Below are 20,399 nucleotides of genomic sequence, written 5' to 3' on the forward strand. Positions count from 1 at the left end.
CCGCTGTGCGGCGGAGTGGTCGGTGCCGCCCGACGGGCCGGCCGGGCCGTGGAGACGGACCGTTCCGCCAGGCTCCGCACCGTGGCGGCGGGTCTACTCTCGGCTGGTGGAGGGCCACGTGCTGGTGGTCGAGGACGATGCCTCCATCCGGGAGGTCACCGCCCTCGGTCTGCGCCGCGCCGGCTTCCGGGTCGACACGGCCGTCGACGGGCGGCAGGCCCTGGTGGCATGGCGGGCCCGCCCGGTCGACGTGATCGTGCTCGACGTCATGCTGCCCGGCCTCGACGGCCTGGAGGTCTGCCGGGAGATCCGGCGCACCAGCACGGTGCCGATCCTGATGCTCACGGCACGCACCGACACCCTCGACGTGGTCGTGGGACTGGAGTGCGGCGCGGACGACTACCTGCGCAAGCCCTTCGACCTACCCGAGCTGGTGGCCCGGGTCCGTTCGGTGCTGCGCCGGGCCAGCGCGCCGGTCACGTCGACGGTCATCGAGGTCGGCGGCCTGGAGATCGACCCGGGCAGCTTCGTGGTCCGGCGGCACGGCCGCGAGGTGGCGCTGACCGCCACCGAGTTCCGCCTGCTGCTGGAGCTGGCCCGCCGGCCCGGTCAGGTCTTCACCCGGGAGCTGCTGCTGGACCTGGTCTGGAACCACGGCTTCCTGGGCGACTCCCGACTCGTCGACGTGGCGGTGCAGCGGTTACGCGCCAAGGTCGAGGACGACCCGGCGCACCCGAGGTTGGTGCGGACCGTACGCGGCGCCGGCTACAAGCTGTCCACTGGTTGACGGGAGGCCGGCGATGGCCGGACGCGGGGTGTTCCCGGGCCGCCTGCGGCGCCGCCTGACGATCGCGTTCGTGCTGGTCGCCGGGGTCTCCGCCGGCCTGCTCGCCGGCGGGACCGGGCTCCTGCTGCGGCAGTCCTGGTGGGACGCCTCGCTGCACCAGGCCGCCGCCGACGCCCGCTACCAGCTCGTCCTCGCCGGACAGTTCCTGCCGTTGACCGAGCAGCGCAGCACCGATCTGCTCACCAGCTTCGAGGGCAGCGGGCGGCACGTGGTGCTCGTCGACGGTCCGGCCCGGCCGTCGCACCCCGCGTACGCCCCGACGTTGGGCGTCCCCCTGCGGGCGGCTGTCGCGGCGGGGCGGCTGGGCTACCAGCGTTCCGCGCCGGCGAACCGCCCCCGCCTGCTGGTGGTCGGTGGTCGCATCCCCGGCTCGACCGCCGAGTTGTACGTCCTCACCGTCGAGGACGACGTCGCCGCCGACCTCGACCAGCTGCGTACCGCGCTGCTGGCCGGCTGGGTGCTGGTGGTGCTGCTCGCCGCCGGGGTGGGGCAGGCGCTGGCCCGCCGCACCCTGGAGCCGGTGGATCGGGCCAGCCGGGCCGCGCGGGCGCTCACCGAGGGTCTGCTCGCCACCCGGCTGCCGGTACGCGGGCGTGACGAGTTCAGCGACTGGGCGGCGTCGTTCAACGAGATGGCCGACGCGCTGGAGTCGAAGATCGCCGCGTTGTCGGCGGCGCAGGCCCGGGAGCGGCGGTTCACCGCCGACGTCGCGCACGAGCTGCGTACCCCGGTGACCGCCCTGGTGGCGGCGGCCTCGCTGCTGGGCGAGCACCTGGACCGGCTGCCCGACGACGCCCGGCCGGCGGCGCGCCTGCTGGTCGGGGACATGGTCCGGCTGCGCCGCCTGGTGCAGGACCTGTTGGAGATCTCCCGGTTGGACGCCGGGCAGGAGCGGCCGAGCGTCGGGCCGGTGGACGCGCCAGCGCTGCTGCGCGGCATCGTGGCGGCGCGCGGCTGGTCGCAGCGGGTGCTGGTCTCCGGGGACCCGGTCACGGTGCGCACCGACGCGCGGCGGCTGGAACGGGTGCTCGCCAACCTGGTCGCGAACGCGGTCGAGCACGGCGGCGGCGCGATCACCGCGACCGTGACCGACGCGGGGCCGCTTGTCGTCTTCGAGGTCGCCGACGAGGGTCCGGGGATCCCGGCGGAGCACCTGCCGCGTGTGTTTGACAGGTTCCACAAGGTCGACCCGTCGCGCTCCGCGCCCGGCAGCGGGCTGGGCCTGGCGATCGCCCGGGAACACGCCGCCCTGCTCGGCGGCGTGCTGAGCGTCCGCAGCGAACCGGGCGCCGGTGCCCGGTTCCGGTTGGAGTTGCCCGCCCAGGTCGGCGACCCCGCGCACCGGCTCGACGGCGACCACACCGGTAACCCGGCCGGCACGGCTCCGGGCGGCACGGGGTGAGCCGGCCCCGCGCGGCCCGGTTGACCGCACCGGTGCTCGTCGCCGCGCTGCTCGCGGGAGGGTGCGGGCCTCCGCGCTCCGGTGATCTCGGACCGGCGCCCGTCGCGGGGCCGTCGAGCGCGCCACCCGCCCGGTCCCCGGACCCGGCGCCCGTCGGGTCGCTCGGGGCGACGCCGTCGTCCACCGACGGCCCGGTGCGCACGTCGGCGCCGGCCAGCACCGGCGTCCGGCCGCCGGCGACGGCGACGGCCACGGTGACGGCGACGGTGACGGTCGAGCTGTGGTTCGTCCGCTCCGGGCAGCTCGTGCCGACTCGCCGCACCCGGCCGGCCACCGTGGCGACGTCCCGGCTGGCGCTCACCGAACTGGCCGCCGGACCGACGCCTGCGGAGTCCGCCGCCGGGCTGACCACCCTGCTACCCGCCGGTGTCGAGGTCACCCGGATCACCGACGGCGTGGCGGTGCTGCCGTCCGTCGCGTCCGCCGACGACCCGGCGGGGCGGCTCCGCGAGGCGCAGGTGGTGTGGACGCTCACCCAGTTCCCCACCGTGCGGCAGGTCCGCTTCGGCGCGGGCAGCCCGAGAGGCCGGTCCGACTACCCCGGTGTGCTGCCGCCGATCGTGGTCACCACCCCCGGCGTCGGCACCCGGGTCGACGCCCCGCTCACCGTCACCGGGACCGCCGACGTGTTCGAGGCCACGGTCAGCGTCCGGGTTCTCGACGCCGCCGGGCGGGAGGTGGCCACCGGCTTCGGCACCGCCAGCTGCGGCGGTGGCTGCCGGGGCGCGTACCGCGTGGTGGTCGGCTGGCGCACGGCCCGCGAGCAGCGCGGGACCATCGAGGTGTACGAGGTGTCCGCGCGCGACGGCACCCGGATCAACACGGTGGCGGTGCCGGTGGTGCTGGCACCCGGGGCCTGATCGGCGGAGAACGTCATCGTTTCGATACCGGGTGCGACGCAAATCATAGAAGCCTGCACGAACGCCGAGCAGAGCACTAGGGTCAGTACGACATCGTTTCGTGGGGGGGTTCGGGGATGCTCGGCGGTCAGCAGGTGGGCGCGGGTGCCGGTGTGCCGGCGGCCCGGGGCGCACGGTGCTCCGACAGCGACCTGTTCACCGTGGTCATCGACCTGCTGCGCGAGGTCGGCTTCGACCGGATGACGATCGACGCCGTCGCCGCCCGCGCCCACGTCAGCAAGGCGACCATCTACCGGCGCTGGGACGGCAAGGCCGAGCTGGTCGTCGCCGCCCTGGGCGACCGCCGGGTGGCCGTGCACAACCCGCCCGACACCGGTTCGCTGCGCGGCGACCTGATCGAGCTGCTGCGCGCCACGGCCGCGATCTGCGTGGCCGACTGCGACCTGATGCAGGCGTTGACCTTCGCCATGCGGACCAACCCCGACCTGGAGCGACTGGTCCGTCGCCAGGTGCTGCCCGCCGGAAGGGTGGCCAGCACCGCCGTCCTGGTGCGTGCCGCCGCCCGGGGGGAGATCCCTCCCGAGGCCGGTGAACGGGAGCTGTTCCACGACCTGGCCCCCGCGCTCACCATGTCCCGGATCCTCGCGCACGGCCTGCCCGCCGATGACGCGTTCCTCACCCAGGTCGTCGACCAGGTGCTGATCCCGGTCCTCTGCCACCACCCCGATCGCCCGTCCCGGGCCTGATCCATCGACATCCGTAACACGAGAGGCTTCACCATGCCCGGAACCACCTCGACCGCCCCCGGCGCGCCCAGCGCCGGGACGTCGACAGGGGCGCCGCACCCGCGGCGCTGGATCGCGTTGGCGGTCATCGCGATCTCGCAGCTGATGGTGGTCCTGGACGCCACCATCGTGAACATCGCCCTGCCACAGGCCCAGGCCGACCTGGGCATCACCGACGCGAACCGGCAGTGGGTGGTCACCGCCTACACGCTGGCCTTCGGTGGGCTGCTGCTGCTCGGCGGGCGGATCGCCGACTACTGGGGTCGCAAGCGCACCTTCCTGGTCGGCATGACCGGATTCGCGCTGGCCTCCGCGCTCGGCGGTCTGGCCACCACCGGCGGGATGCTCTTCGCCGCCCGCGCGTTGCAGGGCGCCTTCGGCGCGCTGCTCGCCCCGGCCGCGCTCGCCCTGCTCACCGTCCTGTTCACCGAGGCCACCGAGCGGGCCAAGGCCTTCGCGGTGTACGGCGCCATCGCCGGCGGCGGTTCGGCGGTCGGCCTGCTGCTCGGCGGGGTGCTCACCGAGTACGCCGACTGGCGCTGGTGTCTGCTGGTCAACATCCCGGTGGCCGCCATCGCCATCGCCTTCGCGGTCCCGCTGGTGCCCGAGAGCAGGGCGCACGGCGACACCCGCTACGACGTGCCCGGTGCGGTGGTCGTCACCGCTGGCCTGGTCTCCCTGGTGTACGGCTTCACCAAAGCCGCCGAGGACGGTTGGGACGCCACCGCGACGCTCGGCTTCATCGCCGCCGGCGTGGTGCTGCTGGCCGCCTTCGTGGTGATCGAGCTGCGCTCCAACCACCCGCTGCTGCCGCTGCGGATCATCCTGGACCGCAACCGGGGTGGGGCGTACCTCGCCTCCACGCTCATCGGCGCGGGCCTGTTCGGGGCGTTCCTCTTCCTGACCTTCTACTTCCAGGTGGTGCTTCAGTACAAGCCGCTCGAGGCCGGGCTGGCGTCGCTGCCGGTCACCGCGGGTGTGCTGATCGCGGCGGGTGGCGCCAGTCAGCTGCTGCCCCGGGTGGGCGCGAAGCCGCTGATGGTCGGCGGTGCGGTGCTCGCCGCCGTGGCCATGCTGGCGTTGACCCGGATCGACGTCGACACGTCGTTCCTCACCCTGCTGCTGCCCGCCCAGGTCGTCCTCGGCATGGGTCTGGGCTTCACGTTCGTGCCGCTGTCCAGCCTCGCCCTGGTCGGGGTGCCCGAGCACGACGCCGGCGCGGCCAGCGCGACGCTGAACGCCACGCAGCAGATCGGTGGCTCGCTCGGCACCGCGCTGCTGAACACCATGTACACCAGCGCCGTCGCCGCCTACCTGGTCGGTCGGGTGCCGAACCCGGTCAACCAGATCGAGGCCCTGGTGCACGGCTACCGGGTGGCCTTCGCCTGGGGCGCCGCCCTGATCGTGCTCGCCGGGCTCGTCACGCTGGTCCTGGTCAAGGTCCGCAAGGAGGACATCCCGACCGGCAACACCGTGCACATGGGCTGAGCCGGCCGACACGGCCGCCGGCCGGACCGCCCCGCCCGGGGTGGGCCGGCCGGCGGATCCGTCCGGTAGCGTCCCGACCATCGTCGAACGTCCGTTTGAGGAGACCCATGTCCACACCTGCCGACCAGATCATCACCGCTCTGCGCACGGGCCACGAGGAGTTGGCCGCGCTCGTGCGGGACCTCAAGGAAGACGACCTGCTCCGACCGTCGGGGGCCAGCGAGTGGCAGGTGTCCCAGGTGCTCAGCCACCTGGGAAGCGGCGCGGAGATCACCCTGGCGTCGCTGGACGCCGCCCGCACCGGCGCGCCCGCCCCGGACGGTGACTTCAACCGGGGCGTCTGGGCACGCTGGGACGCCATGGCGCCGGCCGAGCACGCCGCCGGGTTCCTCGCCGCCAACCAGCGGCTCGTCGAGGCGTACGAGGCGTTGGACGCCGAGACCCGCGCGACGCTGCGGATCGACCTCGGCTTCCTGCCCGAGCCCGTGGACCTGGCCACCGCCGGCCGGTTCCGGCTCAGCGAGTTCGCCCTGCACCAGTGGGACGTCGAGGTGGCGTTCAACCCGTTCGCGGCGGTCACGCCGGACGCGGTGTCGCTGCTGCTCGACCAGGTCGGCGGCATGCTGTCCTGGACCAGCCGGCCGCAGGAGCTGGCCGGCCGCGAGGCCACCCTGCTGGTCCGGCTGCACGCCCCGGATCGCACGTTCGGGCTGCGGCTGGGCGAGAAGGTCGAGGTCGTCGACGCGCCGCAGCGTCCCGACGGGGAGCTGGCGGCCCCGGCCGAGGCGTGGCTGCGACTGGCCACCGGGCGGCTGGGCCGCGAGCACACCCCCGAGGGGGTGGAGGTGACCGGTCCGGTGACCCTCGACGACCTGCGCCGCGTCTTCGTCGGCTTCTGAGGCGGTGCCGCGCGGGCCGGTCGACCCGGCCCGCGCGGCCTCTCAGCCCTTCACGCAGACCACCTGCTTGAGGTGCGCGACCACCTCGACCAGGTCCTCCTGCTGGGCCATCACCTCGGTGATGTCCTTGTACGCGCCGGGGATCTCGTCGACCACCCCGGCGTCCTTGCGGCACTCCACCCCGGCGGTCTGCGCGGCCAGGTCGTCGGTGCTGAACGTCCGCTTGGCCTGCGCCCGGGACATCCGCCGACCGGCCCCGTGTGAGGCCGAGCAGTACGCGTCGGCGTTGCCCCGGCCCCGCACGATGTACGACCCGGTGCCCATCGACCCGGGGATGATGCCCAGGTCGCCCCGGCCGGCCCGGATCGCGCCCTTGCGGGTGACCAGCACGTCCACCCCGTCGTAGCTCTCCTCGGAGACGTAGTTGTGGTGGCAGGAGATGGGCTCGTCGTAGCCGACCTGCGGGAAGTGCTCCCGCACCACACCGCAGAGCAGCGCCAGCATGACCGCCCGGTTGCGCCGCGCGTACTCCTGCGCCCACCACAGGTCCCGCCGGTACGCGTCCATCTCGGGCGTGCCGGTGAGGAACACCGCCAGGTCCCGGTCCGGCAGGTCGGCGTTGTGCGGCAGGCGCCGGGCCACCCCGATGTGCCGCTCGGCCAGCTCCTTGCCGATGTTGCGGGACCCGGAGTGCAGCATCAGCCAGACCCGACCCTCGTCGGTGCCGCCCTGCTCCAGGCAGACCTCGATGAAGTGGTTGCCCCCACCGAGGGTGCCGATCTGCCGCCGCGCCCGCGTCTCCAGCTGCGCCACCCGCCGGTCCAGGCCGGCGAACCGTCCCCAGAAGTCGTCCCAGCCGCCCTGCTCCAGGCCACGGATCCGCCGCGTGTCGACCGAGTCCGTACGCTGGGCGAAGCCGACCGGAATGGTCGCCTCGATCGCCGAGCGCAGCGCGGCCAGGTCGTCCGGCAGGTCGGCGGCGGTCAGCGAGGTGCGGACCGCCGACATGCCGCAGCCGATGTCGACGCCGACCGCGGCCGGCGAGACGGCCTGCCGCATGGCGATCACCGAGCCGACCGTGGCGCCCTTGCCGAAGTGCACGTCCGGCATGACGGCGACGCCCTGCACCCAGGGCAGCGCGCCGATGTTGCGCAGCTGCCTGGCGGCCTGCGGTTCGATGGCGTACGGGTCGGTCCAGACCCGGACGGGTGCCCGGGTGCCGGCGAGGGGGGTGAATCCCATGACGGTTCCTTCTGTCGAGTGGTGACCGAAAATGGTCAGTCCGGGGTGAGCGGATACGAAAGGGCCGCCCGATCCCGGTGGGAGGGGCGGCCGGCGGACGCGTCAGCGTCGGCGTCAGTCGCGCGAACCCGGGTCGAGACGCCGCTCGGGGCGGCAGGCACAGGTTGTGGCAGTGCCCAGGGCCGGATACCCGGCGGGCAGCAACAGCCACGCGGCGGCGGTGCGGACGGCTCGCGACACTGCGTACTCCCCTCGGACCTGCTCGGTTGACCCTGCGCCGACGAGCGTAGGAGGGCCGCAGCCCGTCCGCAATGGATATCCCCGCCCACCCACTCGTCAGGTGTCGTAGCAGCCGTCCCAGGGCGGGTCGAAGCCCAGGTCGTCGGGGAGGAACTCGGCGTGGTCCTCGCCGTCGTACTCGTGGGACCAGTCGACCAGCCCGAAGACGTGCCCGTCGACCTCGACCTGGAACAGCCCGATGGCGATGTCGCCGAAGGCGCGGCCGGGCAGCGCGTCGAGCCATTCGAGCAGGCGCGCCTCCGCCCGGTCGATGGAGGCCTGCTCGTCCTCACTGGTGCCGGCCTGCCAGATGTCCGAGTCGGTGTGCACGCCGTCGGCGTCGAACCGGTGCAGCACGGCGTACCACCGCTTGTGGCGGTACCAGTCGTCTTCGGCTCCGGCACCGTCGGCGAGTGTCGCGGTGACGGAGCCGAAGAACTGACCCTTGTCGTACTGCCCGATGTAGCAGGTGCGGTAGTCGGGGTCGTACGCGATCGGCACACGGGCGGGAATCGCCATGGCCGGCAGGCTACAGCGGAGCTACGACAGGGCCACCAGCCGGAAGGACTGCGCGGCGGTGCCGTTGCACGCGTACTGGACGAGCTGGACGCCGTCCGCCGTCGACGCCGCGGGCACGTCCAGGCACTTGCCGCTGTTGCGGTTGACCAGCCGGTAGTAGCCGCCGCCCTCGGATTCGGCCCGCCACTGCTGGTTGGTGCCGCCGCTGTAGGACCAGAGCTGGATGGGCGCCGAGTCGGCGGTCGACCGGTCGGTCACGTCGAGCACCTGGGCGCTGTTGGTGCGGTTGTTGACCCGCAGGTAGCCCTCGCTGGTCGACGCGAACTGGTACTGCTGGGCGGCACTGCCATTGCAGGCGTACTGCTGGATGGCGGTGCCGTTCGCGGTGCCGGCCGCCCGCGCGTCCACGCACTTGCCGCTGCCCCGGTTGACCACGGTGTGCCAGGCGGTCGGCGAGATCGGGCCGTCGCTCGGCGGGGGCGTGGTCGGGGGGACGGTGCCGGTGCCGGCGAGCCAGTGCAGCCCGTCGATCAGCAGCCGGTTCTGCTGCTCACTGTCGAAGGTGGACGACAGCCCGGTGTTGGTGCTGTAGTTCATCGCGTTGTGGCCGAAGTTGGCGTACAGCATCTTGTACTGCCGGTTGCTCCAGACCAGCGGGTAGTAGCCGCCGTACCAGGACTGGTTGGGGTCGGTGCCGACCGGGAAGCTGGACGGGTCGACCGAGGCGAGGATGTCGATGTTCGGGTTCTGCCGCAGGTCGTTGCTCCAGGAGTACCACTCGCTCACCGACGACGGGAACGTCGCCGGGAGGTTGCGGGTGGCGGCGTGGGTGCGGTTGTCGGCCCGCATGGTGACCCGGGTCGGTCCCCAGGTGTTCGTCTGGAACGAGCCGGTGCCGAGGAAGGTGTTGTAGTACCAGCTCCAGCTCGACGGGTTGTCGGTCCAGGCGCTGACGTGGAAGCCCATCCACGCCCCGCCGTTGCGCATGTACTGCTCGAACGCGGGCCGCTGCGCGGCGGGCGGCGCGTCGTCGAGGAACATGACGACCTTGTACTGGGCGAGGTTCGCGGTGTTCAGCAGGCCCCAGTTGGTGGTCGACTCCCAGGAGAAGCCGTACTGGGCGGCGGCCTGCGGGAACCAGGCGCGGGCGTCCCGGTCGAAGTCGATGTGCGCGGCGTCCCAGGTGCCGTTGTAGAAGGCCAGGACCTTGAACGTCGGTGCGGCCTGCGCACTGCGCGTCGCGGTGACCGCGACGCCGGCGGTCAGCGCGACGACGAGGGCCACGAACACCGCGAGGATCCGTCTGGTACGGGCCGGAAGTTCTGCGATCACCTGATCGTCCCTTCGCTCGGGACGCGCGCCGCCGCGTCGACGTGAACATCTGTTCACAATGTTTACAGATTGACGAAAGGTTATTCCTCTGACGTCAGCGCGTCAATCGCGCACCGACCGGGTTCAGGTGGGATTCCTACGGCAACGGGTACGCCGGCCGGATGACCAGCCCGGACGCCGTCGACGTCGACCAGCCGCTCGCCGTCGACGAGCCCGCCGCGCCGCACGACGCCAGTGGCGAGTGGGTGCCGACCCGCGACCTGGCCGGGATCGCGCCCCCGGCCCGGCCGGCCCGCCGCTGGACCCCGCGCCGGGTGGTCGCCACCCCGGCCGCCCTGGACCACCCGCACGGCCAACGGATCGTCTCCCGCGTGCAGGCACAGGGCATCGAGGTGGAACACCTGCGGTCCAACCGGCTCACCGGGGTACGCGGGCAGACCGACCGCGAGACGTACGCCCGCGCCAAGGCGACCATGGCGATCGTGGTGAGTCCCCCGTCGCGGCGCGCCCTGCAACCCATCGCGCCGAGCGCCGACTGGCGGGTCGACCTGGCCGAGGGCTGCCCGGCGCACTGCCAGTACTGCTACCTCGCCGGGTCGCTCTCCGGCCCGCCGGTCACCCGGGTGTACGCCGACCTCGACGACATCCTCGCCGGGCTGACCGCGTACGCCGGGCAGGGCACGGTGACCAGCCGCAACGCGCGGCGCGCCGACGAGGGCACCACCTTCGAGGCGTCCTGCTACACCGACCCGCTCGCGCTGGAGCACCTGACCGGCAGTTGGCGGCGCGCGGTGCGGCACTTCGCCGAGTGGGACGCGCCGGTGCAGTTGCGCTGGACCACCAAGTACGCCGACGTGGACACCTTCGTCGGACTGCCGCACAACGGCCGGACCCGGGTCCGGTTCAGCGTCAACTGCGCCCCCGTCGGCGAGCGGTTCGAGGGCGGCACCGCCCGCGTGCCGGACCGCCTGGCCGCGCTGCGCCGGCTCGCGTTCGACGGCTACCCGGTCGGGCTGACCATCGCGCCGATCATCGCGCTGCCCGACTGGCGGGAGCGGTACGGCGACCTGCTCGACCAGGTCCGCGCGGCGGTCGACGGGGTACCCGGGCTGGACCTCACCGCCGAGCTGATCACCCACCGGTTCACCCCGGGCAGCAAGGAGGTGCTGCTCGGCTGGTACCCGCGCACCCGCCTGGAGATGGACGAGGAGTCCCGCAGCCGCAAGCGGGGAAAGTTCGGCGCGGTGAAGTACGTCTACCCCCGCGACACGATGGCCGAGCTGCGCGGCTGGTTCACCGACGAGCTGGCCGCGCGCGTCCCGGCCTGCCGGATCCTCTACTGGACCTGACCGCCGGACATCAGCCGACCGACGAGCGGGCGACCGGCGCGGCGAAGAACGTGTCCGGGTACGGCTCGTCACGCAGGCGGTAGTGCCACCACTCGCGGTCGTAGTTCACGAACCCGGCGTCAGTCATCAGCCGCCGCAGCAACAGGCGGTTCTCCCGGGCCGTGCCGGTGATGCGGGAGTCGGCGGTGTGCGCCCGAGGGTCGAAACAGTCGAACCCCGTACCCATGTCGATGCTGTTGTCGTCGAAGCGCTGCCCGCGCGGCGCGGTGCAGGCCACCAGCGGCTGCCCCGCGCGGTACGGGGGTTGGCTGGCGGCGGGCTCGTCGACAAGGGTCAGGTCGAGGGTGCTGCCCCGGCTGTGGGCCGTCGGCGCTCCGACGTAGCCGTCGGCGAAGAGTCGGTCCTTGGGCACGTCCGGGTAGAACTCGGCCCGGGTCTGCTGCTCGCCGGGCCGCTTGGACCAGGCGACGAAGTCGTCCACGGCCGACTGCGGACGGTAGCAGTCGTACACCTTGAGGCTGTGCCCTCCGGCCAGCGCGGCGTCCTGCGCGCGGCGCAACGCCTCGGCCGCCTGCCGGGTGAGCAGGCACAGCGGCTCGTGGTAGCCGGCGATCGGCCGGCCGACGAAGTTGTGCGCGCCGGCGTACCGGATGTCGGTCCGGATGCGCGGGTCGACGTCGCTCAGGACCACGAACCCGGGCAGCCGCTCGGCGGGCGTGGGCGTTTGGCTCGGGCTCACCGGCGTCGGCACCGCCGGCGCGGGGCGGGGCTCGGGCCGCGAGCAGCCGCCGAGCAGAGCGGCGAGCGCGAGCAGGACGCCGAGGCGAGGACGCACCAGTCCTGTCTATCAGCCCAGCTCAGGCCCCGCGCCCGATCAGTCGTCGAGCAGGTGCCCGCGCAGGAAGCGCAACGCCGCCTCGTCGTCGTCGATGCCGCCGCCCTCGTGTCCGTTGTACCGCCACACCGACAACTCGGTCGGCCCGGCGTGGGCGTTGACGGCCGCGTACACCGTCGACGGCGGCACGATGTCGTCCATCAGCGCCACCGAGAACCGCGTCGGCCGGCGGCAGCGCCGCGCGAAGTTGACCCCGTCGACGTACGCCAGGGTGTTCAGCACCCGCTGTTCGGCGTCGCGGTGGCAGGCCAGGTAGTCGCGGATCTCCCGGTACGGGCGGGCGTCGGTGACCACCACGGCGTGCGGGATGTCGCAGAGGAACGGCACGAACGCGACAACCGCCCGCAGACCGGCCGCCAGCGCACCTGCCGCCAGGGCCAGGCCGCCGCCCTGACTGTGCCCGAGCACCGCCACCCGGGTCGGGTCGACCACCGGCATGGTCCGTACGGCGTCCACCGCCCGCACGGCGTCGGTGATCAGCCGCCGGTAGTAGTAGGTCCGCGGGTCGGCGATGCCCCGGGTGGTGACCCCGGGCGCCTCCGGACCGGCGGCGCCCGGGTCCGGGGTGTCGCCGCGGCTCCAGCCCGACCCCTGCCCCCGGGTGTCCATCTGCAGGTGCGCGAACCCAGCCGCCGCCCAGAGCAGGTTCTCCATCGGGTGCCCGCGTCCACCGCCGTAGCCGGCGTACTGCACGACCGTCGGCAGCGCGGTCCCGGCCCCGCGCGGCACCCGCAGCCAGGCCCGCACCGGCTGACCGGCGAAGCCCGCGAAGGTCACGTCGAGGACGTCGATGCCGGCCAGCCCGGTCGCCACCGGCTCGGCCCGCACGGGCCAGCCGGCGTCCCGCGCCTCGGTGAGCGTCTCGGCCCAGAACTGGTCGAAGTCCCCCGGGTCGGGGACCGCGCTGCGGTAACCGCGCAACTGTTCCTCGGGAAGGTCGGTGTACACGTCACGTCCTCTCGACGCTGAGTCGAACAGCCGCCCCACGGCCCGGCACGGCGAAAGGTGTCCGAAAAACGTCCGGAACACTTCCGCAACTCCGGGAACGCTAGAACCGACCTGGAATGTCGTCAACCCCCGCCGGTGAGGCAAGATGGCGCGAGGAACGGTGCACGCCGTTCCGGCACACACGGCGGCGACGGCAGGGCGGTCGCCTCCGGAGGCGGTGAAGGAGACGCGGGTGGGCGCGGACGACGGACGCAGGGTGACCATCACCGCGATCGCACGGGAGGCGGGCGTGTCGGTGCCGACCGTCTCGCGGGTGCTCAACGGACGCTCCGATGTGGCCCCGGACACCCGGGAACGGGTCGAGGAGCTGCTGCGCCACCACGGTTACCGGCGGCGCAGCAGCCGCAGCGTGCGCCGCGCCGGCCTCGTCGACCTGGTCTTCAACGACCTGGACAGCCCCTGGGCCGTGGAGATCATCAGGGGCGTCGAGGACGTCGGGCACGGCGCCGGCGTCGGCACTGTCGTCTCCGCGATACACCGCCAGCCGACCGCCGCCCGGCAGTGGTTGCAGAACCTGCGCACCCGGGCCACCGACGGCGTCATCTTCGTGACCTCGCACCTGAGCCCACCGCTGCACGCGCAGCTGCGCCGCCTCAACGTGCCGGTGGTGGTCGTCGACCCGGCCGGCGTTCCCGCCATGGACGTGCCGACGATCGGCGCCACGAACTGGTCCGGGGGGCTCGCCGCCACCGAGCACCTGCTGTCGATCGGGCACCGGCGCATCGGGTTCGTGGCCGGGCCGACGCACCTGCTGTGCAGCCGCGCCCGCCTCGACGGCTACCGTGCCGGGCTGGAGGCGGCAGGCATCCCCATCGACGACGACCTCATCTACCCCGGCGACTTCTACCACGCGTCCGGGTTCTCCGGCGGGACGGCGCTGCTCGACCTCGCCGACCCGCCGACCGGCATCTTCGCGGCCAGCGACCAGATGGCCTTCGGCGTGTACGAGGCCATCCGGCGGCGCGGGCTGCGGGTCCCCGACGACGTCAGCGTGGTCGGGTTCGACGACCTGCCGGAGGCGCGCTGGGCCTCCCCGCCACTGACCACTGTGCGCCAACCGCTCGTCGAGATGGGCCGGCTGGCGGCACGGACCGTGCTGCGGCTGTCCCAGGGCGAGGGCATCGACTCGCCCCGGGTCGAGCTGGCCACCGAACTGGTCGTCCGGGACAGCACCGTCGCGCCGCCGACCGGGTCACCCGCCTCGTCGTGACGGGTGGAACCTCCTCGGACGCTGGTCACGCCGTTCCCGATCGGCTGCCGAAAGTTCCGCCGATCCGGTAACGCTGTGGAGCACCGATGGCGCGGCGGGCGGCCGGGGCCGCCCACCGCGCCTCTCGATCAGTGGTGGTGGTGCGAACGGACGGCCCGGCGGATGTCCACCGGCAACGCCGGCGCCCCGTCGACCGGGGCCGGGTCCTCGGCCGTCGGCGCCACACCCCCGGCGGCGATCCGGTCCAGCGTGGCCAGCCCGGCCGCGTCGACCGAACCGAAGATCGTGTAGTTCGGCCGCAGCGCCGAATTGGCGTACACCAGGAAGAACTGGCTGCCGTTCGTGTCCGGCCCGGCGTTGGCCATGGCCAGCACACCCCGGGCGTAGACCCGACGTTCCCCGGTCGGGTCGGTGGGCGCCGGCGGCAGGTCGGTCGGCAACTCGTCGCGGTACCGGTAGCCCGGGCCGCCCTCGCCGGTACCGGACGGGTCCCCGCACTGAAGGACGCTGAGCGTCGGGTACGCGGTGAGCCGGTGACACGGGGTCCGGTCGTAGAAGCGCTTGCCGACCAGGTGCAGGAAGCTCTGCACGGTGCACGGCGCGGCCGCCCGGTCCAGGGTCAACCCGATCGGCCCCTGGTTGGTCACCAGGGTCACCCGGACGGTGCCCCGGGCCGGGGTACGCCGAGGGTCCGGCGGCAGCGGCACCGGACGGGCCGCCGACTCGTCGGGCGTCTCGGTGTACGCGCACGGGCCGTGGGTGGTACGCGGCGGACGGGTGGCGGCGTCGGCGGACGCGGTCACCGTGTCGGCCGGCGCGGCGGACGCGGCGGGCGCTGCCGCGGCGACACCGGCGACGAGCGTTCCGGCGAGCAGCGTCACCCCCGCGAGGCGGGTCAGCGCGCGCACCGGCCGGCGGGGTGCCGCCACCCGGGGACGCGGTTGGAGTTCACTCGGCACAGGGATCCTCCTGGACTCGTGGTGCCAGAAAGACCGGAGTCTATGGATCTCGTGGCCGGTTGTCGATGCGTCAGGGCAGCCGACGGCGACGGCGCCACAGCAGCCCGCCCAGCAGCACCAGCACCCCGGCACCGCTGATCGCGGTCACCGACCAGAGCCACCCCGAACCGGAACGCGCCGGTCCGCTCGCCGCCGCCGGCCGCGGTCCGCCCGGAGCCGCCAACGCCGACGGCACGGCCGACGGGGTGGCGGTCAGCTCCCCCGGCTCGACGAGCCGGCCGACGCTCGCGTCGCGGGGCAGCGTGAAACCCCAGTCCAGCAGTGCCGCGCCCTGCTCCCAGCCGCGCATGGGCGCCGACTCGGCACCCAGCAGCGTCACCACCAGCCGCCGGCCGCCGCGTTCGGCCGCCCCGACGTACGTGTGCCGGGCCAGATCCGTGAAGCCCGTCTTGCCGCCGAGTGCCCCCGGATACCGGTAGATGAGCTGGTTCTCGTTCTGGATCTGGAAACCCTTGGTCCGCTGCGCCGGCTGGACCGGGATCGGGGCCTGCTCGGTGAGCGCGTACCGCCGGAAGGCCGGCTGCGCGAAGCAGGCCCGTGCGATCAGCGCCAGGTCGTACGCGCTGGTGAACTGCCCCTCCCCGTCCAGCCCGGACGGGGTGACGGCGTGCGTCTGGAGCGCGCCCAGCCGGTGCGCCTCGTCGTTCATGGCGCGTACGCCGTCGGCCGCGCGGTCCGTTCCGCTGCCCAGGCGGGCCAGCGCGTTCGCGGCCTCGTTGCCGGAGTTGAGCAGCAACCCGAGCCAGATGGTCTCGACGGTGTACCGGCCGCCCTCGACGAGCCCGACGGCGGAGGAGCCGGGTTCGATGTTCATGTCCTCGTCGGTGACGGTGACCGTCTGCCTCGGGTCCAGGCGGGGCATCATCGTGGCCGCCAGCAGGAGCTTCTGCACACTGGCCGGGGTGCCGTACCGGTGCGGGCCGCACCCGCCGAGCACCTGGCCGGTGTCGAGGTCGGCGACGAGCCAGGAGGTGGCGCTGACCGCCGGTGGCGCGCCGGCGCCGGCCGGCACGACCAACCCGTCGGTGGCCAGACCCGCGCCGCCGACCATCCGCTGCGCGGGAACGTCGGGCGGCGGCGACGGTCGGGGTGGCCGGGACATCGCGGGCGTCGGCACGCGCGGGCACCGTACGGTCGCGGTGGCGCCCGGGGCCGCGGCGGCCGGCACGGGAGCGAGCAGGACGGCGGACGTGGTGGCCGCCAGCAGCGCAGCTCTCATGAGCCCGACCCTAGTCAACAAGATCGCCCGGCGGGACGGGTTGGGCCCGCTGGCGCAGATAGTCGTGCAGCGCGGCGCTCCCCCGCAGCCGGCGCAGGCTGCGCGCGTGCAGGTCCTGTTCACGGCGGGCCAGTTCGGCGTGGACCCGCTGCGCGCTGCCGGTGCTGCGCAGCTCGCCGAGCACCGCCTCGATGATCTCGAACGGGTACGCGCCCCGGCGCAGCAGCGCGACGACCTGCGCGGCGCGCAGTTCGGCCTCGTCGTACACCCGGTAGTTGGTGCCCGGGGCTCGGGTCGGGCGCAGCAGGCCGCGCGCCTCCCACAGCCGCAGCTGGGAGGTCCGGACGCCGACCAGGGCGGCGACCTCGCCGATCCGCACGCCCCGGCGCGGTGCCGGCCGGGCCGCCGGGGCGGCGGCCAGCACCGTCTCGAACGCGCCGAGCACCCGGCGGATGTCGGCCCGTTCCCGGTCCAGTTCGGCGTGGCCGCCGTCGAGCGCCGCAAGGGCCGCCGGCAGGTCACCCCGGTGCACCGCCGCCATGATCTCCCGGGTACGTCCCCAGCCGTGTCCCTCGGCGAGCCGACGCGCCACTGTCAACGCCCGGGAGTGCGCGCTCGTGAAGATCCGGTAGCCGCTCGGGGTGCGCCGCACCGGCGGCAGCACGCCCTGCTCGACGTAGTTGCGCACCTGCTGCACCGAGATCCCGACGGTGGCGGCCAGGTCCACGGCCCGCAGGCGGTCCCTCGTCTCGACGTCCACCGGGGCAACCCTAGTGGTTGACACGTGATTTGAGACTTAGCCGCCTTTTCCGTCGACGGTGACGCGGGAATTGCTGCCGAAGCCTCTACGTGGGGATGAATGAGACAATTTAATCCGTCAGATGCTCGGCGGGGACCGCCCGCCACGATCTCTGAAGGGTTCGCATGTCGCAGCCAGCATCGTCCGCAGCCGACAGCCACGACATGATCGAGGTACGCGGGGCGCGGGAGAACAACCTCGCCGACGTCTCGGTCGACATCCCCAAACGCCGGTTGACCGTCTTCACCGGCGTCTCCGGCTCCGGCAAGTCGTCACTGGTCTTCGGGACCATCGCCGCCGAATCCCAGCGCATGATCAACGAGACCTACAGCGCGTTCCTGCAATCCTTCATGCCGAACCTCAACCGACCGGACGTCGACTCGCTGCGCAACCTCAGCGCCGCCATCGTCGTCGACCAGGAACGGATGGGCGTCAACTCCCGCTCCACCGTCGGCACCGCCACCGACGCGTACGCCATGCTGCGCATCCTCTTCAGCCGACTCGGCCAGCCGCGGATCGGTGGGGCCGGCGCGTTCAGCTTCAACCTCCCCGAGGGCATGTGCCCGACCTGTGAGGGGCTGGGTCGCGTCTCCGACCTGGACGTCAACGAGCTGGTCGACGTCGAGCGCTCCCTCAACGACGGCGCGATCACCGTGCCCAACTTCGCTGTCGACTCCTGGTACTGGCAGACCATCGTCGGCTCCGGCCTGTTCGACCCGGACGTCAAACTCCAGGACTACACCCCACAACAGTGGCAGGACTTCCTGCACAAGCCCGCCACGAAGATCAAGGTGGGCAGCAACAACTGGACGTACGAGGGCCTGGCCGTCAAGGTCAAGCGGCTCTACCTGACCAAGGACCGCGACTCGATGCAGGCGCACATCCGCGCCTTCGTCGACCGGGCGGTCACGTTCACCACCTGCGCCGACTGCGACGGCACCCGCCTCAACGCGGCGGCCCTGTCCTCCCGGATCGCCGGGCGCAGCATCGCGGACTGCTCGGCCATGCAGATCAGCGACCTGGCCGCGTTCGTCCGGGAGGTCGAGGACCCGGCGGTCGCGCCCCTGATCGCCAACCTGCGGGACCTGCTGGACTCCCTCGTCGAGATCGGGCTCGGCTACCTCAGCCTGGACCGCGAGTCGGCCACCCTGTCCGGCGGTGAGGCGCAGCGGGTGAAGATGGTCCGCCACCTCGGGTCCAGCCTCTCCGACGTCACGTACGTCTTCGACGAACCCACCGTCGGCCTGCACCCGCACGACATCGCCCGGATGAACGACCTGCTGCTGCGGCTGCGCGACAAGGGCAACACAGTCCTGGTCGTCGAACACAAACCGGAGACCATCGCCATCGCCGACCACGTGGTCGACCTCGGGCCCGGCGCCGGCACCAACGGCGGCCGGATCTGCTTCACCGGCGACGTGCCAGGGCTGCGCCGCTCCGACACCCTCACCGGCCGGCACCTCGACCACCGGGTCACCCTGCGCCCCGCCGTACGCCAACCCACCGGGCAGCTCGCCATCCGACACGCCGACCTGCACAACCTGCGCGACGTGGACGTCGACATCCCGCTCGGGGTGCTCACCGTCGTCACCGGCGTGGCCGGCTCCGGCAAGAGTTCACTGATCCACGGGTCGCTACGCCGCCGCTCCGGCGTGGTGATCGTCGACCAGTCCCCCATCCGCGGCTCACGGCGCAGCAACCCGGCCACCTACAGCGGCCTGCTCGACCCGATCCGCACCGCCTTCGCCAAGGCCAACGGCGTCAAGGCGGCACTGTTCAGCGCCAACTCCGAGGGCGCCTGCCCGGCCTGCAAGGGCATCGGGCTCATCTACACCGACCTGGCCATGATGGCCGGCGTGGCAAGCGTCTGCGAACGCTGCGAGGGACGACGCTTCACCGACACGGTGCTCACGTACCGGCTGCGCGGCAAGAACATCAGCGAGGTGCTGGCCATGTCGGTCACCGAGGCGTACGACTACTTCCCGCACCTCATCCTCGGCCGGCTCGTCGACGTCGGGTTGGGCTACCTCAGCCTCGGCCAACCGCTGACCACCCTGTCCGGCGGCGAACGGCAACGACTCAAACTCGCCATCCACCTCGGCGAGAAGACCAGCACGTACGTCCTCGACGAGCCCACCACCGGCCTGCACCTGGCCGACGTCGACCAACTCCTCGCCCTGCTCGACCGGATGGTCGACGCCGGCAACACGGTCATCGTCATCGAACACCACCAGGCGGTCATGGCCCACGCGGACTGGCTCATCGACCTCGGCCCCGGCGCCGGACACGACGGCGGGCGGGTCGTCTTCACCGGCACTCCGGCCGAGCTGGTCGCGCACGGCGACACCCTCACGGCCACCCACCTGCGGGAGTACGTGCATCAGCCGGCACCGGCCCTTCAGGGCTGACGGCGCCGCGCGTCCGTGGGAGGCGGCCAGCGAACCGGACGCCTTCGTTGGCGGGCGGGGCGGGCGCGCCTTCGTTGGCGGGCGGGGCGCGGCGGGCGGTCAGGTGACGCGGCGGAGCCAGCGTCGCTGCCAGGGGGTCTCCACCGCCTTCGGGTGGTAGCCGGCCCGGACCCACGGCACCGCCCGCTCGGCCGGCAGCCCGTCGAGGATCGCCAGCGCGGCCAACGCCGTTCCCGTCCGGCCCACACCACCCCGGCAGGCCACTTCGACGCGTTCGCCGCCGCGTGCCCGGCGCAGGGCCTCCCGCATGGCGTCGAGCGCGTCGGTCCGGTCGAGCGGAACCCAGAAGTCGGGCCAGCGGATCCGCCGGTGCGCCCAGGTCGGGTCGGGACCGGGGGCCAGCAACAGGGCGAAGTCGGCGGGCGAGGCCGTCGCGGCGATGCGGCGTCCGCGTACGCTCGCGCCGCTCGGCAGGACGACGACACCCGGCTGCTGGGTCCAGGGCTGAGCGACAGTCACCCGAGCATTGTGCCGCGTCGGCCCGACGGTGGGTGCAGACAGCGCCGCCCCCGGCCCGGATAGGTCGGGGGCGGCGCTGGTGTCGGTGTGCAGGTCGCCTCTCGGCGAGTGGCGCGACGCGGCTCCAGCCGAACGGTGTTCCGCGACGGCAATAGTTGGGTGAGGCCCGGGGACACTGAGTCACACCGACACTCGTACACAACCCGCCGGCCCCACCCGATGTTCCCGCCGCCCGGACATGCCGATGGCCGGCACCCCGT

Annotated in this window: 18 protein-coding genes; 9 read left to right on the plus strand and 9 right to left on the minus strand. The window is 73.1% G+C overall.

Annotated features, from left to right (window positions below; translation table 11 throughout):
- The first annotated feature begins 106 nt into the window (after window positions 1–106).
- The 6 genes from ABZS77_RS24910 to ABZS77_RS24935 all read left to right on the plus strand — a co-directional run bounded on the left by ABZS77_RS24910 (window position 107) and on the right by ABZS77_RS24935 (window position 6,341).
- Window positions 107–787 carry a response regulator transcription factor gene (locus tag ABZS77_RS24910; protein ID WP_354827298.1) on the plus strand — a complete coding sequence of 227 codons (681 nt, stop codon included), beginning with the start codon at window positions 107–109 and terminating at the stop codon, window positions 785–787.
- 13 nt (window positions 788–800) lie between these two features.
- The gene (locus ABZS77_RS24915; protein WP_354827301.1) at window positions 801–2,249 is read left to right on the plus strand and encodes a HAMP domain-containing sensor histidine kinase; all 1,449 of its coding nucleotides are present in this window, start codon (window positions 801–803) and stop codon (window positions 2,247–2,249) included.
- Window positions 2,246–3,169: a Gmad2 immunoglobulin-like domain-containing protein gene (locus ABZS77_RS24920; protein ID WP_354827304.1), complete on the plus strand. Its 924-nt coding sequence runs from the start codon at window positions 2,246–2,248 to the stop codon at window positions 3,167–3,169. The genes ABZS77_RS24915 and ABZS77_RS24920 overlap by 4 nt, the downstream gene beginning before the upstream one ends.
- 116 nt (window positions 3,170–3,285) lie before the next feature.
- The gene (locus ABZS77_RS24925) at window positions 3,286–3,915 is read left to right on the plus strand and encodes a TetR/AcrR family transcriptional regulator (RefSeq protein WP_354827306.1); all 630 of its coding nucleotides are present in this window, start codon (window positions 3,286–3,288) and stop codon (window positions 3,913–3,915) included.
- 33 nt (window positions 3,916–3,948) lie between these two features.
- Window positions 3,949–5,442: an MFS transporter gene (locus ABZS77_RS24930; RefSeq protein WP_354827308.1), complete on the plus strand. Its 1,494-nt coding sequence runs from the start codon at window positions 3,949–3,951 to the stop codon at window positions 5,440–5,442.
- A gap of 107 nt (window positions 5,443–5,549) precedes the next feature.
- Window positions 5,550–6,341, plus strand: coding sequence for a maleylpyruvate isomerase family mycothiol-dependent enzyme (locus tag ABZS77_RS24935; protein ID WP_354827311.1), 792 nt, complete (start codon window positions 5,550–5,552; stop codon window positions 6,339–6,341).
- 42 nt (window positions 6,342–6,383) lie between these two features.
- Here ABZS77_RS24935 and ABZS77_RS24940 read toward each other — a convergent pair whose 3' ends face one another.
- The 3 genes from ABZS77_RS24940 to ABZS77_RS24950 all read right to left on the minus strand — a co-directional run bounded on the left by ABZS77_RS24940 (window position 6,384) and on the right by ABZS77_RS24950 (window position 9,713).
- Window positions 6,384–7,583, minus strand: coding sequence for an RtcB family protein (locus ABZS77_RS24940; RefSeq protein WP_354827314.1), 1,200 nt, complete (start codon window positions 7,581–7,583; stop codon window positions 6,384–6,386).
- A gap of 336 nt (window positions 7,584–7,919) precedes the next feature.
- Window positions 7,920–8,381: a hypothetical protein gene (locus ABZS77_RS24945; protein ID WP_354827316.1), complete on the minus strand. Its 462-nt coding sequence runs from the start codon at window positions 8,379–8,381 to the stop codon at window positions 7,920–7,922.
- A 21-nt stretch (window positions 8,382–8,402) separates the two neighbouring features.
- Window positions 8,403–9,713: an RICIN domain-containing protein gene (locus tag ABZS77_RS24950; protein ID WP_354827319.1), complete on the minus strand. Its 1,311-nt coding sequence runs from the start codon at window positions 9,711–9,713 to the stop codon at window positions 8,403–8,405.
- A 161-nt stretch (window positions 9,714–9,874) separates the two neighbouring features.
- Here ABZS77_RS24950 and ABZS77_RS24955 point away from each other — a divergent pair, with 161 nt between their 5' ends.
- Window positions 9,875–11,062, plus strand: a complete 1,188-nt coding sequence (locus ABZS77_RS24955; RefSeq protein WP_354827321.1) for a spore photoproduct lyase family protein — start codon at window positions 9,875–9,877, stop codon at window positions 11,060–11,062.
- A 10-nt stretch (window positions 11,063–11,072) separates the two neighbouring features.
- Here the strand turns inward: ABZS77_RS24955 and ABZS77_RS24960 are convergent, their stop codons facing one another.
- Window positions 11,073–11,897 (minus strand): M15 family metallopeptidase, encoded by an 825-nt coding sequence (locus ABZS77_RS24960; protein WP_354827323.1) that lies wholly within the window; start codon window positions 11,895–11,897, stop codon window positions 11,073–11,075.
- Window positions 11,898–11,936: 39 nt separating this feature from the next.
- Window positions 11,937–12,905, minus strand: a complete 969-nt coding sequence (locus ABZS77_RS24965) for an acetylxylan esterase (RefSeq protein ID WP_354827325.1) — start codon at window positions 12,903–12,905, stop codon at window positions 11,937–11,939.
- Between the two features lie 232 nt (window positions 12,906–13,137).
- Here ABZS77_RS24965 and ABZS77_RS24970 point away from each other — a divergent pair, with 232 nt between their 5' ends.
- Window positions 13,138–14,175, plus strand: a complete 1,038-nt coding sequence (locus ABZS77_RS24970) for a LacI family DNA-binding transcriptional regulator (protein WP_354827328.1) — start codon at window positions 13,138–13,140, stop codon at window positions 14,173–14,175.
- 128 nt (window positions 14,176–14,303) lie between these two features.
- Here ABZS77_RS24970 and ABZS77_RS24975 read toward each other — a convergent pair whose 3' ends face one another.
- From ABZS77_RS24975 to ABZS77_RS24985, 3 genes are all read right to left on the minus strand, one after another.
- A complete protein-coding gene (locus tag ABZS77_RS24975; protein WP_354827331.1) occupies window positions 14,304–15,134 on the minus strand; it encodes a peptidylprolyl isomerase in 831 nt (276 codons plus the stop codon).
- Between the two features lie 70 nt (window positions 15,135–15,204).
- Entirely contained in the window at window positions 15,205–16,413 is a 1,209-nt protein-coding gene (locus tag ABZS77_RS24980; protein ID WP_354827333.1) for a D-alanyl-D-alanine carboxypeptidase, read from the minus strand.
- A 10-nt stretch (window positions 16,414–16,423) separates the two neighbouring features.
- Window positions 16,424–17,173: a MerR family transcriptional regulator gene (locus ABZS77_RS24985; RefSeq protein WP_354827335.1), complete on the minus strand. Its 750-nt coding sequence runs from the start codon at window positions 17,171–17,173 to the stop codon at window positions 16,424–16,426.
- Window positions 17,174–17,337: 164 nt separating this feature from the next.
- On the opposite strand from ABZS77_RS24985, the gene ABZS77_RS24990 reads away from it, so the two are divergent.
- Window positions 17,338–19,620: an excinuclease ABC subunit UvrA gene (locus ABZS77_RS24990; RefSeq protein WP_354827337.1), complete on the plus strand. Its 2,283-nt coding sequence runs from the start codon at window positions 17,338–17,340 to the stop codon at window positions 19,618–19,620.
- Window positions 19,621–19,719: 99 nt separating this feature from the next.
- Here the strand turns inward: ABZS77_RS24990 and ABZS77_RS24995 are convergent, their stop codons facing one another.
- Window positions 19,720–20,139: a protein-tyrosine phosphatase family protein gene (locus ABZS77_RS24995; RefSeq protein WP_354827340.1), complete on the minus strand. Its 420-nt coding sequence runs from the start codon at window positions 20,137–20,139 to the stop codon at window positions 19,720–19,722.
- Window positions 20,140–20,399 lie beyond the last annotated feature (260 nt).

Origin of the sequence: Micromonospora sp. NPDC005298 (assembly GCF_040607375.1) — a bacterium.
Taxonomy (GTDB): domain Bacteria; phylum Actinomycetota; class Actinomycetes; order Mycobacteriales; family Micromonosporaceae; genus Micromonospora.